At 75.7% G+C, this 14990-nt stretch carries 15 protein-coding genes; 8 read left to right on the forward strand and 7 right to left on the reverse strand.

Translation table 11 applies throughout. The annotated features are described in order from the left end of the window. Positions 1-39: 39 nt before the first annotated feature. Positions 40-1014, reverse strand: coding sequence for an endonuclease/exonuclease/phosphatase family protein (locus OG767_RS20170; RefSeq protein ID WP_405089978.1), 975 nt, complete (start codon positions 1012-1014; stop codon positions 40-42). A 32-nt stretch (positions 1015-1046) separates the two neighbouring features. Here OG767_RS20170 and OG767_RS20175 point away from each other — a divergent pair, with 32 nt between their 5' ends. Further along, entirely contained in the window at positions 1047-1388 is a 342-nt protein-coding gene (locus OG767_RS20175; RefSeq protein WP_405089979.1) for a GlsB/YeaQ/YmgE family stress response membrane protein, read from the forward strand. Continuing rightward, the gene (locus OG767_RS20180; protein ID WP_405089980.1) at positions 1388-1927 is read left to right on the forward strand and encodes an adenylate kinase; all 540 of its coding nucleotides are present in this window, start codon (positions 1388-1390) and stop codon (positions 1925-1927) included. The genes OG767_RS20175 and OG767_RS20180 overlap by 1 nt, the downstream gene beginning before the upstream one ends. A 37-nt stretch (positions 1928-1964) precedes the next feature. Here the strand turns inward: OG767_RS20180 and OG767_RS20185 are convergent, their stop codons facing one another. Genes OG767_RS20185 through OG767_RS20195 form a run of 3 tightly spaced genes read right to left on the reverse strand, consistent with a single transcriptional unit; the run spans position 1965 to position 4469 of the window. Further along, positions 1965-2906: an acyltransferase domain-containing protein gene (locus OG767_RS20185; RefSeq protein WP_405089981.1), complete on the reverse strand. Its 942-nt coding sequence runs from the start codon at positions 2904-2906 to the stop codon at positions 1965-1967. Positions 2907-2960: 54 nt separating this feature from the next. Next, entirely contained in the window at positions 2961-3131 is a 171-nt protein-coding gene (locus OG767_RS20190) for a hypothetical protein (RefSeq protein WP_199199507.1), read from the reverse strand. Positions 3132-3185: 54 nt separating this feature from the next. After that, positions 3186-4469: a multidrug effflux MFS transporter gene (locus OG767_RS20195; RefSeq protein ID WP_405089983.1), complete on the reverse strand. Its 1284-nt coding sequence runs from the start codon at positions 4467-4469 to the stop codon at positions 3186-3188. Positions 4470-4639: 170 nt separating this feature from the next. Between OG767_RS20195 and OG767_RS20200 the strand changes: the two genes are divergently transcribed. Together OG767_RS20200 and OG767_RS20205 are read left to right on the forward strand one after the other, a co-directional pair. Then, positions 4640-5242 (forward strand): TetR/AcrR family transcriptional regulator, encoded by a 603-nt coding sequence (locus tag OG767_RS20200; RefSeq protein ID WP_405089984.1) that lies wholly within the window; start codon positions 4640-4642, stop codon positions 5240-5242. A gap of 26 nt (positions 5243-5268) precedes the next feature. Further along, the gene (locus tag OG767_RS20205; RefSeq protein ID WP_405089985.1) at positions 5269-5937 is read left to right on the forward strand and encodes a lysophospholipid acyltransferase family protein; all 669 of its coding nucleotides are present in this window, start codon (positions 5269-5271) and stop codon (positions 5935-5937) included. A gap of 87 nt (positions 5938-6024) precedes the next feature. Here the strand turns inward: OG767_RS20205 and OG767_RS20210 are convergent, their stop codons facing one another. Next, complete coding sequence (locus OG767_RS20210; RefSeq protein WP_405089986.1) at positions 6025-7080, reverse strand: LacI family DNA-binding transcriptional regulator; 1056 nt, start codon at positions 7078-7080, stop codon at positions 6025-6027. A gap of 453 nt (positions 7081-7533) precedes the next feature. On the opposite strand from OG767_RS20210, the gene OG767_RS20215 reads away from it, so the two are divergent. Further along, complete coding sequence (locus tag OG767_RS20215) at positions 7534-9651, forward strand: cellulase family glycosylhydrolase (RefSeq protein WP_405089987.1); 2118 nt, start codon at positions 7534-7536, stop codon at positions 9649-9651. A 47-nt stretch (positions 9652-9698) separates the two neighbouring features. On the opposite strand, the gene OG767_RS20220 is transcribed toward OG767_RS20215, so the two are convergent. Then, positions 9699-11195, reverse strand: coding sequence for a YncE family protein (locus OG767_RS20220; RefSeq protein WP_405089988.1), 1497 nt, complete (start codon positions 11193-11195; stop codon positions 9699-9701). Between the two features lie 184 nt (positions 11196-11379). On the opposite strand from OG767_RS20220, the gene OG767_RS20225 reads away from it, so the two are divergent. The 3 genes from OG767_RS20225 to OG767_RS20235 all read left to right on the forward strand — a co-directional run bounded on the left by OG767_RS20225 (position 11380) and on the right by OG767_RS20235 (position 14080). Further along, positions 11380-11973, forward strand: a complete 594-nt coding sequence (locus tag OG767_RS20225; protein WP_405089989.1) for a TetR family transcriptional regulator — start codon at positions 11380-11382, stop codon at positions 11971-11973. A 119-nt stretch (positions 11974-12092) separates the two neighbouring features. Then, the gene (locus OG767_RS20230) at positions 12093-13289 is read left to right on the forward strand and encodes an SRPBCC family protein (protein WP_405089990.1); all 1197 of its coding nucleotides are present in this window, start codon (positions 12093-12095) and stop codon (positions 13287-13289) included. Next, on the forward strand, positions 13286-14080 hold the full coding sequence (locus OG767_RS20235; protein WP_405089991.1) for an esterase/lipase family protein: 795 nt from the start codon (positions 13286-13288) through the stop codon (positions 14078-14080). Before OG767_RS20230 ends, OG767_RS20235 begins: the two co-directional genes overlap by 4 nt. A 5-nt stretch (positions 14081-14085) precedes the next feature. Here OG767_RS20235 and OG767_RS20240 read toward each other — a convergent pair whose 3' ends face one another. Next, on the reverse strand, positions 14086-14982 hold the full coding sequence (locus tag OG767_RS20240; RefSeq protein WP_405089992.1) for a LysR family transcriptional regulator: 897 nt from the start codon (positions 14980-14982) through the stop codon (positions 14086-14088). Between the last annotated feature and the right edge of the window lie 8 nt (positions 14983-14990).

The raw sequence follows: 14990 nt of genomic DNA on the forward strand, positions 1-14990 counted from the left end.
CACGGCGCCGGACCGTCCAGTCGCCGGCGGTGCCGACCGTCAGCGCGGGGGCCGGTCGACGGTCAGGGTGGCGACCAGCGCCGGATGGTCCGTCGTGCCGCGCATGTCCACCGCCCGGCGGCAGCAGATGGTGACGTCGGTCGTCGCCATGATCTGCTGCCGGGCGCCGTCGTCGACGCGGCGGTAGCCCGGCGGTACGCACGACCGCACGTCGGGCGCGCCGCCCGCGCGCAGGTTCAGGTCGCCGCCGAGCACGGTCGGGGCGTATCCGGCGTCGCGGCGGATCGCCGGCACCACGGTGTCGAGCAGGTGCGCGCACTGGGCCAGCGCGACGGCGCCGTCGGTGTTCGCCAGGTGCGTGGTACAGGCGTGCAGCACGGCGGCGGCGTGCAGGCAGAGCCAGACCCGCTCCTCCGGGTCCGCGAGGTCCTGCGCCGGATAGGTGCCGCGGTGCGCGCCGGCTCGGGCCCCCGGGCCGGCGAGGCGGGCCACCAGGCCGATCCCGTACGCCTGGCCGTTGACGCAGCGGGTCGCGGCGCGGCTGGGGCGGTCGCCGGCGGCCTGGAACGCGGGGACGACCCGGCCGCCCGGCCGGACCGCCGCGAGCGCGCGGGCCAGCGTGTCCACGTCGTCCCGGCAGATCTCGTTGAGGGTGACCACGTCGGGCCGCTCGGCGGCGATCACCTCGGCGGCCCGCCGCACGGAGCCGCCGGTGTAGCAGCCGGCCCGGCCGCTGTTGCAGAGGTTCATCTGGAGCACCCGGACGGTGCCCGGCCCGCTGCCACCGGCGCTGGACGAGCCGGCGGGCAGCCCGGCCACGACGAGCAGGAACACGACGGCCAGCGCCCGGCGCAGCGGCCGGGCGACGCGGGGTGCGGGCGACTCGGGCAGCGGAACTCCGGCGGGTGGCGGTCTCGGCGGGGTGTGCGTGATCCTACGTGCCGGCGTCCCGGCACCACCGCCGCCGGCCGGCTCGACGTGCGCGGGGTTTCCGGTGGTGCGGTGGGCGGGCATGAGTGCCGGAACCGGTGGGAGGAGTGACGGCAATGCTCGTGGGTGGTTATCTGGGCGCGGTGCTCATCGGCGCCCTCATCGGGCTGCTCGGGCGGCTGGTGCTGCCGGGCCGGCAGCGGATCGGCGTCTTCGCCACGTTCGTCATCGGCGTCGGCGCGGCGGTGCTCGGCACCGTGGTCGCCCGCTGGGTCGACATCGCCGACGACGCGCCGGTGCGGCTCTGGATCCTGCGGTGGGACTGGATCGTGCTCGCGCTCCAGGTCGGCTTCGCGGTGGTCGGCGTCGCGGCGGCGAACGCGCTCACCTTCACCCGACTCGCCGGCGGCGACGAGGAGCACCGCCGGCGGGGCGCCCGCGGCAAGGCCCGGAGCTGATGCCGGCGCCGGCCCGGATCCTGGTCTACGGCGTGTACGGCGCCGGCAAGTCCACAGTGGCGGCGCGGTTGGCCGAGCGGCTCGGGCTGCCCTGGTGCCCGGTCGACGACCTGCTGTGGCAGCCCGGCTGGGTCGAGGTGCCGGTCGCCGAGCAGCGCCGCCGGATCGAGGCGGTCTGCCGGGGCGACCGGTGGATCCTGGACGGCGCCTACCACGGGTGGCGGGACGTGGTGCTGGCCCGCGCCGACCTGGTGGTGGGCCTGGACTATCCGCGGGCGCTCTCCTTCTGGCGGTTGCTGCGGCGCACCGCCGGCCGGCTGGTCAGCGGCGAGGAGATCTGCAACGGCAACCGTGAGTCGCTGCGCAGCGTGCTGTCCCGGGACTCGATCCTGGTGTGGCACGTGTCCGCGTTCGGTCGGGCCCGGCGGCGGATGCGCGCCTGGCGGGCGGACCCGGCCGGCCCGCCGGTGCTGCTGTTCCGCAGTCCGGCGGCCCTGGACCGCTGGTTGGCCGAGCTGCCGTCGTCGTTGCCCCGCTGACCGGCCGGCACGACGGCAGCGTCGCTTCCGGTGTCGGTCAGAACGGGAAACGACCGACGCGCCAGCGCCAGTGGCGCCCGGCGGCCAGGTGGTCGACGGCCGCCCGCTGGAGCGCCGTGCGGCGCTCCAGCCGGTCGAGCGGCGTGCTCAGGGTACGGAACACGAACCGCAGCACCTCGACGTCGGCGTCGATGCCGTCCGGCTCCTGGTAGGGCTCCAGCGCGAACCGGCGCTGGAACCGGACGATGTTGGAGTCCTCCGGCAGGTATTCCCGTAGCTGGGGGTCGAGCAGCCAGGAGCCGCAGGAGAACTCCGTGTGGCGCTCGTCGGGGAAGTGGCGCGGAAAGAACGCCCGGGCCCGGTCGAGCGACGCGTCCACGGCCGCCGGGCTCAACGGCCCCGCCTCGGGTATGTGCAGGCCGATGGTGTCGCCGCGCTGGTGCTGGAGCCGACCCAGCTCGTAGAGCCCGCCCCGGGTGTGCAGCGTCAGCCAGCTCTGCATGACCGGCCAGCCCTCGCCGGCCATCCGCCTGTCGATCGCCAGGTTGCGGCCCAGGTCGGCGAGGGTCGCCCGGGTCACCGCGTCGTCGATGCCGTGGTCGCGGTGGTACGCGGTGGCCGCGTCGACCAGGGCCAGGTACGCGTACACGTAGAGGTGCCGCCAGGCCGGGCCCCGCTCGCGGGGCAGGGCCGGGCCGGGCGGCAGCCAGTCGTGGCCCCCGAGATCGGCGCGGACCAGGGCGGTCGAGCGGTCGAGCAGCCAGCGCAGCTCCGGGGTCCACAGTGGGGAGCCGGGGTCGGGCCAACCCACCATGACCTCGGCGGCGTCGTCCGGGCGGACCCCGAGCCGGTCGAGGATCGCCGGCGCGTCGGCCCGGGCCGGCAGCGGCGCCGACGGCCGGTCACCGGCGAGCCGGTGCACGCGCGCGAGATCCTCGACCGGCACTCCGAGCCGGACGGCGGTGTCGTCCAGATCCACGCGGACGACCCTACCGACGGCCCGGTCGCCGCGACAGGCCGCGCCCGGGGCCGGTCAGGCCGGCTCCGGCACGCCGCCGGGCTCCCCGTCGTCGGGCATCGGCTCGGTCGGCGCCTCCGGCAGGACGTCCGGCGTGTCCGGCAGCAGCTCCCCCGGGTCGTCCGGCACGTCCTCGCGTGGATCGATCGGTGGGTACAGCGCGGGGTCGAGGTCGGGATTCGTCATCGGCCCAGTATCCGACGAGATCGCCCCGACCGCCCGGGACGGCATCGGGTCCGGTCAGTGCACCGCCACGACCGCCGGCGCGGGCTCCAGGTCGGCGAGCCGGGCCGGCCGGACCACGACCAGCAGCACCGCCAGCGCCGCCACCATGCCGCCGGCCACCACCAGGGCCATCGCCAGCGCGCCGGTGCCCAGCACGCCCACCAGCGGCGCGGCCACCGCGCCCACCCCGAACTGCACGGCGCCCAGCAACGCGGACGCGGTGCCGGCCGCCTCGCCGTGCCGGGACAGCGCCAGCGCCGGCGCGTTCGGCATCGCCAGGCCCGCCGCCGCCAACACCAGCCACAACGACACCAGCAACGCGGGCAGCCCGCCGACGTCGGTCGCGGCGAAGACCACCAGGGCCAGGCCGGCCAGCGTCCCGGCGGCCAGCGAGGCGACCAGGATCCGCTGCGGCGGGAAGCGGCGCAGCAGCCGGACGTTGTACTGGGTCGCCCCGATCAGGCCCACCGCGCCCGCGCCGAACGCCAGCCCGAACTGCTGCTCGTCGAGTCCGTACCCCTGTTGCAGCACGAACGACGAACCGGCCACGTACGCGAACAGCGCGGCCATGGCGAGGCCGGCCACCAGGACCAGGCCCACGAAGACACGGTCGCGCAGCAGCGACCCGTACAGCGCCGCGGTCGCGACGACGCCGCCGCGCCGGCGTCGCGCGGGCGGCAGCGTCTCCGGCAGGCCGAGCGCGGCGATCACGACCAGCAGTACGCCGAAGGCGGCCAGCACGACGAAGACGCCGGTCCAGTCCGTCCAGCGCAGCACCCCGCTGCCGAGGGTCGGGGCGAGGATCGGCGCCGCCCCCATCACCAGCAGCAGCCGGGACAGCAGGGTGGCGAATGCCGCGCCGCTGAACAGGTCCCGGACCACGGCCATCGCGACCACCGCGGTGGCGGCGACCCCGAGACCCTGCACCACCCGCAGCGCGCCGAGCACCGCGACGTTGGGCGCGACCACGCAGAGCGACGACGCGAGGACGTGCAGGACGAGGCCGGCGATCAGCGGGCGTCGCCGCCCGACGGCGTCCGACAACGGGCCGATCAGGAGCTGGCCGAGGGCGAGCCCGGCCAGGGTGCCGGTGAGCGTCAGTTGGACCGCCGCCGAGGTGGTCGCGAAGTCGTCGACGATCGCGGGCAGCGCCGGCAGGTACATGTCGATCGTCAGGGGTCCCACCGCGATCAGCGAACCGAGGACCAGCACGAGCCGCAGCCGCTGTCCGCGGCTCATCAGCTCACCGGGCGTCCGGGCGCCGGGCGTCGACAGCTTGTCGGGACGGACATCGGTCATCGGGAAGCCTCCGCCCGGTCAGAGCACGGCCGGGCGAGGTTCGGTGCGGTAGTCACACCTCGGTTCAAATGCGGTGGCCCCGACCTGATTCCCGGCTGGCCGAGAGGTAACGCGGGTCACTGCCGGCGCGGTCGGTAGACACTGTCTACGGAGGCTGGTAGACAGTGTCCATGCCGCCGCCCGACAGCACGCTCCGGGCCCGCCTGGTGCGGGCCGGCGTCGACCTGCTCGCCCAGGAGGGCACCGCGGCCCTCACGCTGCGCGAGATCGCCCGGCGGGCCGGCGTCTCCCACGGTGCGCCCCGGCGCCACTTCCCCACCCACCTCGCCCTGCTCGCGGCCATCGCCCGGGAGGGTTACCAGCAGCTCGGCGCCGAGGTCACCGCCGCGATCGGCGGCACCGGACCGGATCCGTACGACCAGGTGCTCGCACTGGGCCGGCTCTACCTGCGGTTCGCGCGCACCAACCACGGCATGTTCGAACTCATGTTCCGGCACGACCTGCTGCGCGGCAACGGCATCGGCCTGCGGGACGCCAGCGAGGAACTCTTCGGCGTCCTGGTCGACCTGGTCGCCCGGGCCCGGCCCGAAGCGGCCGACGCCCCCGCGCCGCCGGTCGTCGCCGGCGCGCTCTGGGCCAACCTGCACGGCATCGCCGAGCTGCGGCAGTGGGGCAGCCTCCAGACCATGGTGCGCAGCGACGACGTCGAACCGCTGCTGCGCGCCGCCGTGGCGGCCCACCTCGGCCGGCCCACGCCCGGCGTCCCACGGTGACCGGGACCCACCCGCGGAGGGAACACGTGCTGCTGCAGACCGGCGCCCGGCTGGTGCTCGCCCCGCTCGGCAGGATGGCCTTCCGGCCGGTGGTCGAGGGCCGGCACCATGTGCCGCGGCACGGGCCGGTGATCCTGGCCGCCAACCACCTGTCCTTCATCGACAGCGTGGTGATCCCGCTGGTGGCGCCGCGACCGGTCAGCTTCCTGGCCAAGGCCGAGTACTTCCGGCGGCCCGGCCCGCGGGGGTGGCTCACCCGCACCTGCCTCACCGGCATCGACGCCATCCCCGTGGAGCGGGGCGGCCACCGGTCGGCCCAGGACTCGCTGCGGGTGGCGCTCGACGTGCTCGCCGCCGGGCGGGCCTTCGGCATCCACCCGGAGGGCAGCCGCTCCCGCGACGGGCGGCTCTACCGTGGCCGCACCGGCGTCGCGTGGCTCGCGCTGGCCTCCGGCGCCCCGGTGGTCCCCGTCGCCGTCCTCGGCACCGACCGCATCCAACCGGTCGGCGCCCGACTGCCCCGGCCCGGGCGGGTGATCGTACGGTTCGGCACGCCCCTGCACTTCACCCCGCCGGTCACCGGGAGCGGCGGGCGGGCCCGGCGGGCCGTCACCGACGAGATCATGACGGCCGTCCAGGCGTTGTCCGGTCAGGAACCCGCCGGCTGCTACCTCGACCTGCCGTCCGAGGGATAGCGAACATCCGGCCGGCGCGCCGACCGCGCTCACCCGGCCGGATCGGTCCCCGCCACCGGCTCCGGGCCCGAGGCGGAGATGCCCGCCTCAGCCGGCCGGCGGGGCGGTGCTGTCCCGGACCGTGAGGCTGGTCGCCAGCTCCAGACCGGTCCGCTGGGTCGGTTCGCCGCGCCCGAGCGCGAGCGCCAGCTCGGTCGCGGCGACGGCCATCTCGGCGAGCGGCTGACGCACGGTGGTCAGCGGGGGATCCAGCAGTTCGGCGATCGGCAGGTCGTCGAAGCCGACCACGCTCAGGTCGGCCGGGATCCGCAGCCCGCGTTCCCGCGCGGCCCGGTAGACGCCGACCGCCTGGAGATCGTTGCCGGCGAAGATCGCGGTCGGGCGGTCCGGCCGGCCGAGCAGCCGCAGCGCGGCGGCCCGCCCGCCGTCCACGGTCAGGTCGGCGCGGGCCACCAGGTCCGCGTCGACCGGCAGGTGGGCGGCTTCCATCATCGCGCGGTAGCCGTCGAGCCGCGCCCGGCAGCAGAGGATGCGGTCCCGACCGCTGATCATCGCGATCCGGCGATGCCCCAGCCGGAGCAGGTGCCCGGTGGCGGAGCGACCGCCCGCCCAGTTGGTCGCCCCGACGAAGGGCACATCGTCGGGCAGCTCGCTCGTGGGATCGAAGACCACGAACGGGATGCCGCGCGCCCGCAACTGGTCGCGTTGCTCGCCGGACAGCTGCGCGACGGAGACGACGCAGTCCGGACGACGGGCGAGCGTGTCGTCGATCCAGTAGCGGACGCCGCCGCGCTCCGGCCCGAACTCGGTCAGCACCACGCCCACCCGGTGCGCCCGGGCCACCTGCTCGACGCCACGGACGACCTCGACGCCCCACATGTGTTCCAGCTGGTCGAAGACCAGTTCCACCAGGTTGCTGCGGGTGGACGAGGTGGGCCTGCGGTAGCCGTACCGGCTGATCAGCGCCTCGACCCGGGCCCGGGTGTCCGAGGCCACGCCGGTCCGGCCGTTGATGACCTTCGACACGGTCGGGACCGACACCCCGGCGGTCTCCGCGATGTAGGAGATCGTGACCGGCCGGCCCGGAGCCTCTGCGGCGTCGTCCGGCCCGATGGCCGACCCGTCCGGCTCGGTCTGCGACAAGCTGGCTCCTCCCCCGGCCGACCCGCCCTCCGGGTGACCACCGCTGCCCGGCCCCAGGATAGCCGTCCGTCCATGGCCGTCGGGGCCGCCGAACGCCGCCGGTGCGTAGCGGGTGGCCCGAAACTTTCCAGTGGATCTCGCGCTTTTTCCGCACCGTATCGCACCGCTGACGTCGCACGACGTCGAAGATCGCCGCCGAGCCCGCCGTCTCATTGACCACCATCGAAGAAACGCGTAGCGTTCGACCCGAAACTTTCCAGGGAGCCGGGAAGTTGCTGCCGCAACGCGGCGATCGGCGGAGGCACCGGGCGGCGTCCGCGAGAAGCACTCCAGCGCGCGACGGGTCGCCGGGTGGCCGTGCGGCCACCCGGCGACGCCGGGCGCGCGCCCCCACCCGTCCGGAACCGTTGGCCACCGGCCGCGTACGGGCGGACAACGGCAAGGGAGAACACGATGATCCTGCGCACCCGAAGAATCCGCCTCCGGGGCGGTCCGCTCGCCGGTGCCGTGGCGGCCCTGCTGGTGGCGTCGACGATGGCGGCCGTGGGCGCCCAGGCGGCCGGCGGCTGCCGCGTGGCGTACGCGGTGCCGTCGCAGTGGTCGGGCGGGTTCACCGCCGCGGTCGACGTGACCAACCTCGGCGCACCGGTCAACGGCTGGCGGCTGGCCTGGACGTTCCCGTCCGGGCAGCGGGTCACCCAGGCGTGGAACGCCACGGTCACCGCGACCGGCGGCCAGGTCACCGCGACGAACGCCGCCTGGAACGCGAGCGTGCCGACCAACGGCACCGTGTCGTTCGGCTTCAACGGTTCGTGGTCGGGCGCCAACACCGCGCCGACCGGCTTCACGCTCAACGGCGTCACCTGCGCCGGGGACGCCGGCGGCACGCCGTCCCCGACCGGCGGCCCGTCGACCACTCCGTCGACGAGCCCGTCGCCGACGGCCACGGCGTCACCGTCGACGCCGCCGACCACCCCTCCCCCGGCCGGGAACCCGATGGCCACGGTGGCCGCGATGCAACCCGGCTGGAACCTCGGCAACACGCTCGACGCCATCCCCGACGAGACCGCCTGGGGCAACCCGCTCACCACCCAGGCGCTCCTGCGTCACGTGCGCTCGCAGGGCTACCGCAGCGTCCGGCTCCCGGTCACGTGGAGCAACCACCACGGCCCGGCGCCCGACTACACCATCGACGCGGCCTGGCTGGGCCGGGTACGCCAGATCGTCGACTGGGCGCTCGCCGAGGACCTCTACGTGATGATCAACCTTCATCACGACTCCTGGCAGTGGCTCAACACCTACCCCACCGACCGGGCCGGCGTGACGAGCCGGTACCGGGCACTGTGGACGCAACTCGCCACCACGTTCCGCGACCACTCACCGAGGCTGGTCTTCGAGAGCATCAACGAGCCCCAGTTCGCCGACACCACCGACGAGCAGGGTGACACCGCGACCCGGGACCTCAACGCCGAGTTCGTCCGCCTGGTACGCGCGACCGGCGGGGCCAACGCCACCCGGCTGCTGGTCCTGCCCACGCTGCACACCAGTGGCGAGCAGGCGCGGCTGGACGCGTTGTCCGCCGGCATCGCCGCACTGCACGACCCCAACCTCGCCGCCACCGTGCACTTCTACGGGTGGTGGCCGTTCAGCGTGAACATCGCCGGCGGCACCCGGTACGACACGAACGTGGAGCAGGACCTGGTCGGCACGTTCGACCGGCTGCGGGACACGTTCGTCGCCCGCGGCATCCCGGTCGTCATCGGCGAGTGGGCGCTGCTCGCCTGGGACCACACCCGGCCCGGCATCATCGAACGGGGCGAGTTCCTGAAGTACCTCGAAGCGGTCGGCTACCACGCCCGGACCCGCAACCTCACCACGATGCTGTGGGACGCCGGTCAGTTCCTCGACCGCACCGCGCTGCGCTGGCGCGACCAGCGCGTCGCCGACATGATCAGGGCGAGCTGGACCAGCCGCTCCGGGACCGCGTCCAGCGACCAGGTGTACGTGCCGCACACCGGCGCGATCACCGGCCGGGCGTTCACCCTCAACCTCAACGGCCTGTCGTTCCGCGGTCTCTGGCAGGGCGACGCCCCGCTGGCCGCCGGCGCCGACTACACGGTCACCGGCACCACCGTCACGCTCACCCCGGCGGCGCTGACCCGCCTGGTCGGCAACCGGGCCTACGGCGTCGACGCCACCGTCGAGGCCCGCTTCTCCCAGGGCACGCCCTGGAAGATCGACATCATCAGCTCCGACCCGCCCACCCAGGCAGCCGCCACCGGCACGACCAGCTCGTTCACCATTCCCACCCGGTTCCACGGTGACCAGCTCGCCACCATGGAGGCCACCTACGCCGACGGCAGCCCCGCCGGCCCGGCCAACTGGACGCCGTTCAAGGAGTTCTGGGGACACTTCCAACCCGACTACACCGCCGACACCATCATCCTGAAACCGGAGTTCTTCGCCGAGGTGAACGACGGCACCGTCACGCTCACCTTCCACTTCTGGAGCGGCGCGAAAACCACGTACCGGATCACCAGGACCGGCACCGCGGTCACCGGCGCCCCCTGACCGGCCCCGGTGCCGCGGTGGACGCCGCGGCACCGGCGGCGGGGCGGTCAGCCGAGGCCGGGCCAGGCCGCGAGGTAGCCGCCGCCGGTGCCGAGGGACGGCCCCGGACCACGCCAGAACCCGGCCTTGTCGACCTGCGCCACCGCCGCCGCGACACCGCCGGCCGCGGCCACCCCCCGCACGGTCCCGGTGCCGCCGTCGGTGAGCACCACCCAGCTCAGCCGCCGCCGCAGGTCCGGGGCGAGCACCAGCACCCAGGCGTCCCCACCGGCGTACGGGGCCAGCCGCCGGCCGCCGAGCGTCACCCCTGACCGGTCGGCGATCTGGTACGCCGACACCCCGCCGGCGTAGATCCGGCCGGACTCGTCGGCGCCGATCGCGAGCGGCGTGATGGTGTTGCCCCGGTTCCCCTTGCTGTCGATGCGGCTGATCACCACCTGCCCGGCGAGCTGGCGTCCCGAGGCGGGGTCGAACCGGGCCAGGTAGGTGTGGTGCGCGTTGCCGGTGTTTGTCGCCCGGCTGAAGTCGTCGGTGACCACGTTCGGGGCGGGCCGTCCCACGTCGGCGGCCGAGCGGGCGAACACGCTGTTCCCGCCGGCGGTCTCCCCGGCCAGGTAGAGCCGGCCGTCGCGGCCCATCGCGACGCGGTCGGCCCGGCTGTCCGCGCACAGGTCGCCCAGCCGGTCCGCCGGATGGTCGTACGCCCGCCAGCGCAGTCGTCCCCGCCGGTCGTAGGCGTGCACGTAGGCGATCTGCACCGGCACGCACCGCCCGCCGGAGGTCTGCCGGAACCCGCTGACGAAGACCAGGCCGCTGCGGTCGTCCACCGCCACGTCGCTGACCGTGCGACCGCTCGGGGCGATCCGGGCCAGCGTGGCGCCGGTCAGGTCGTACACCGTGACGGTGGCGCCGGTGACCGCCGCGACCGTGCCGGCGGATCCGACCGCGACCCGGCTGGCGGCCCCGCCGCGCTGCCAACGCGCCCGCCCGGCAGCCGCGTCGAGCAGCAGCACGCCCCGGTCGGTGGCCACGGCGATCTCCCCGCCGGTGCGGCGCACCTCCAGGTCCTCGACCGCGCCGGCCACCCGGACGGTACGCAGCAGCCGCCGGCCGGTGCCGTCCAGGAGCAGCACCGCGCCGGCGCCGCCCCGACCGATCGTGGTCGCCTGCTCGCCCGGCAGGCCGGCGAACCGGCCGCCGACGACGAGCTGGCAGGTCGGGCTCACGTCGACCGCCGTCGCCACGCCGCCGGCCCGTCCCAGGTAGGAGCCGGCGGTCGGGTCGAGCCGGCTCGCCGACTGCGGCGCCCGGCCGGGTGGCGGGCAGTCGAGCGGCGCGGGGCCCAGCCCGGCCCGGCCACCACCCGGCGCGCCGGTGGCGCCTGCGGCCGGGCGGCCGGGTGCCCCGGCGGTCGGCGCGGTGGTGGTCGGCGCGGTGGTGGGCGCGCCGGCCCGTGGTGCCGGGTCCGGGGCACAGCCGGACAGGAGAAGCAGCAGGCCGGCTCCGGCCGCCGTCCATCGGCGGCCCCGGGGGATCGTGGGCACGGTGGCTCCTCCCTCGGCCGCGACGCCGCCCCGGGCGCTCCCGCGGCGACGCGCAGACTAGCAACCCCGGCGGCACGGACCGGGTGGCCGGGCCGCAGCGCCGCTCGGGGTGCGGCCGGGGCGTGCCCCGACGCCCCGGCCCGGTCCGCCCGAGGGGCGCGACCATCTGCGCTAACGTGGCCGGATGACCTCTCCAGCGACGCAGGCGCGGGGCCTGGAGACCCGGCGGCGGGTGCTCGACGCGGCGATGGCGGAGTTCGCCCGGCACGGCGTCGACGGCGCGCGGATCAACCGGATCGCGGAGCGGGCCCGGGCCAGCAAGGAACGGATCTACGCCTGGTTCGGCGACAAGGACGCCCTGTTCGACACCGTGATGGAGGTCGGGCTCGAGGAGTTGTCCCGGGTGGTGCCGATCACGCCCGACCTGGTGGACTACACGGTCCGGCTGCACGACACGTTCGCCGCCCGGCCCGACCTGCAACGCATCGCGGCGTGGGCGTGGCTACACGAACGCGGGCGGGCCGAGCAGGTGTCGGAGAAGCGCGTGACGGGCTACCGGCACAAGATCGCGGTGATCCGGGACGCGCAGCGGGCGGGACTGGTCGATCCGGAGTGGCCGCCGCACCACCTGCTGGCCGCGTTGATCGCGGTGGCCACGTCCTGGCTCACCGCCCCGGTCGAGCTGCACCGGGCGCTCGGGCCGCAGCCCGGCTCGGACGACGACGCCCGGGCCCAGGTCCGCCGCGCCGCGCAGCGGCTGGTCCGTCCGCCGGGCTGACGGCGTCCGCGCGGGGCGTCGACCCGCGCGACGCGAATCGAACCAGACGGTTTGATTTTCCCGCGACCGGTGCTATACCTGAACCGAACCAACTGGTTTGATTTTAGGGAGGCGGAGCGATGCGCGCGGTGCTGATGGTCCTGTCCGCGGCCGACCACTGGACGCTGCGGGACGGCACGCGGCACCCCACCGGCGTCTGGGCCGAGGAGGTCGTCGAGCCGCACCGGCTCTTCTCCGCCGCCGGCTGGCGGGTCACCGTGGCGACCCCCGACGGCGTGCCCCCGACGGTCGATCCGCTCAGCCTGCGGCTGCCCGCGACCGGTCCCCGGCGCGCGCGCCGGCACCGCCGCTATCTCGCCGCCCACACGCGGGAGTTCGCCCACCCGCGGAGGCTGTCCGAGGTGGACCCGACCGACTACGACGCGGTCTTCTACCCGGGCGGGCACGGCCCGATGGAGGACCTCGCCGTCGACCCGGTCTCCGGCGCGCTGCTGACCCGGGCCCTGCGCGCCGGCACGCCGCTGGGCCTGCTCTGCCACGCCCCCGCCGCCACGCTGGCGGCGACCGGCGAGGACGGGACGTGGCCGTTCGCCGGCTACACGATGACCGGCCTGTCGAACCGGGAGGAGCTGCTCAACCGCTTCGCCCGCAAGGCCCGCTGGCTGCTGGAGGACGAGCTGGTGGCCCGTGGCGCCCGCTACGTCCGTGGTCGCGTGCCGCTGCGGCCGTTCGTCACCGTGGACCGCAACCTCTACACCGGGCAGAACCCCGCGTCGTCCGCGCGGCTCGCCCGCCGCGTGATCGCCGACCGGGAGGCTCGGCCCGCGCTCTCGGTCCACGTCAGCCGCACCGTCGCGGCCGCCCCGGACCGGGTCTACGCGCTGGTAAGCGACATCACCCGGATGGGCGAGTGGAGCCCGGAGACGTACGCCGCCCGGTGGCGCGAACTGGGCCGGCGGTTCACCGGCAGCAACCGGATCGGTCCGTTCTACCGTTGGCGCATGACGGCGACCGTGACGGAGGCGGTGCCCGGCCGGGTCTTCGGGTTCACCACCGCCTGGCCGTCGTCGTCCACCTGGCGTTACGAGCTGGAGCCGGTCGACGGCGGCACCCGGGTCACCGAGTCGATGACCCGGGCGACGCCCCAGATGGCGGCGGTCCGCGCCGTCCAGCGCCTGGTCGGCGTCACGGACCGCGCCGCCCACCTGCGCGCCGGCATGGCGACCACACTGGAACGGCTGGACGCGGCGCTGCGCCGGGAGGACGACGGGGCGGACGGCGCGACCCGGCCGACGGCGGAGGGGAGCACCCGGTGAGCGAGGGCGCCTGGCAGCCGTTCCGGACGCCGCTGCACTACCTCGGGCTGCCGCGCAGCGTGACGCCGCCGATCTGGCGGGAACGGCGGGCCGGCGCTGAGCTGGCCGCCCTGCGGGCCGCGCGTCCCGCGCCGCCGACGCCGCCCGAGCCGGGGGCGCCGGTGCTGGTCGTGCCCGGCTTCGCCGCCGGCGACGACCGGGTGGCGTTGCTGCGGGACTGGCTGCGCGAGGGCGGGTGGGACGCCCGACCGACCGGGCTCACCGACGGCCGCCGCTGCTCCAGCCGGGACCTGGCCGTCGTCGAGGCGGCCCTGGTCCGCCTGCACACCGAGACCGGGCGGCCGGTCACCCTCGTCGGCCACAGCCGGGGCGGGATGTTCGCGAAGGCCCTCGCCGTCCGCCACCCCCGGCGGGTCCGCGCCCTGGTCACGCTCGGCTCGCCGCTGACCGACCCGTTCGGGATCCACCTGGCGGTGCGACTGCTGACCATGTGGATGGCCACCATGACCCGGCTCGGCCGCCGGGACTGGGTACGCGACTGCCCGTTCGGCGACTGCTGCCGCGAGGTCCACGACGACGTGCTGGCCGCCGCGCCGCCGGGCCTGCCGTTCACCTCGATCGCCAGCCGCAGTGACGGCATCGTGTCCTGGCACGCCTCCCAGGACCCGGCGGCCCGCTGCGTGACGGTGGACAGCTCGCACGGCGGGATGGTCGCCCACCCGGGCGTGTGGGCGGCGATCGCCGACGCGCTGACCAGCAGCGACGCCCCCGGCCGGTCCCGGGTCGGGTAGCCCGGTCAGTCCGCCGCCCCGCCACGGGCCCGGCGTGCGGCGGCCCGGAGCGCGTGGTCGATCTCGGGGTGCGCGTCCACCCGCCAGGCCAGCGCCAGCGTCGCGGGCGGCGCCCCGCGCACCGGGACGTACGCCACGCCCGGCGTGGCCGCGGTGCGGGCCAGCAGGGACGGCACCGGACAGCAGCCGACGCCGCCGGCCACCGCGCGCAGCACCCCGGCGACGTCGGTGACGGGCTCCCCGGCGCCGACCGGCGCGTCCGGGGTGAGCCGCCACCCGGCGACGAAGGCGGCGTCGACGTCGTCCGGCAGCGGCACCTGCGGCTCCCCGGCGAGGTCGGCCACGGTCACCTCCGGCCGTCCGGCCAGGTGGTGCCGCGCCGGCACGGCCAGCAGCCGCCGGAACGCGCCGACCGGCTCCAGGTGGAGGTCGCGGACGGCGTCCGGCGTGTACGGCGGCCACAGGTAGCCGGCCTCGGCGGTGCCGTCCCGCAGCCGCCAGACGTGCTCCCGGAACGGCACGCCGGTGAGCGTGACCTGCCAGCCCGGCAGGTCACGCCGCAGCCCGAGGACGGTTTCCGCCTTCAACTCGTCGACGCTGGCGGCCAGCGTGGTGATGAGCAGCCGGCGGCCCGGCGCCGCGTCCGCGGCCCGGCGCGCGTCGCGGCGTGCCTCGGCGGCGAGGTCGAGCAGGGCGCGCGCGTGCGGCAGGAACGCCCGGCCCGCCGCGGTGAGCGCGACCTGCCGTCTGCGCCGGGAGAACAGCTCGACGCCGAGGTCGGTCTCCAGCGCCCGGATCCGCGCCGACAGCGACGGCTGCGCCAGGCCCAACTCCTCGGCGGCGGCGGTGAAGTTCATCCACTCCGTCGCGGCGACGAAGGCCCGTACCCGCTCCAGGTCCACCGGCCCCA

It is taken from the genome of Micromonospora sp. NBC_01392 (genome assembly GCF_045040125.1).
Lineage (GTDB): Bacteria > Actinomycetota > Actinomycetes > Mycobacteriales > Micromonosporaceae > Micromonospora.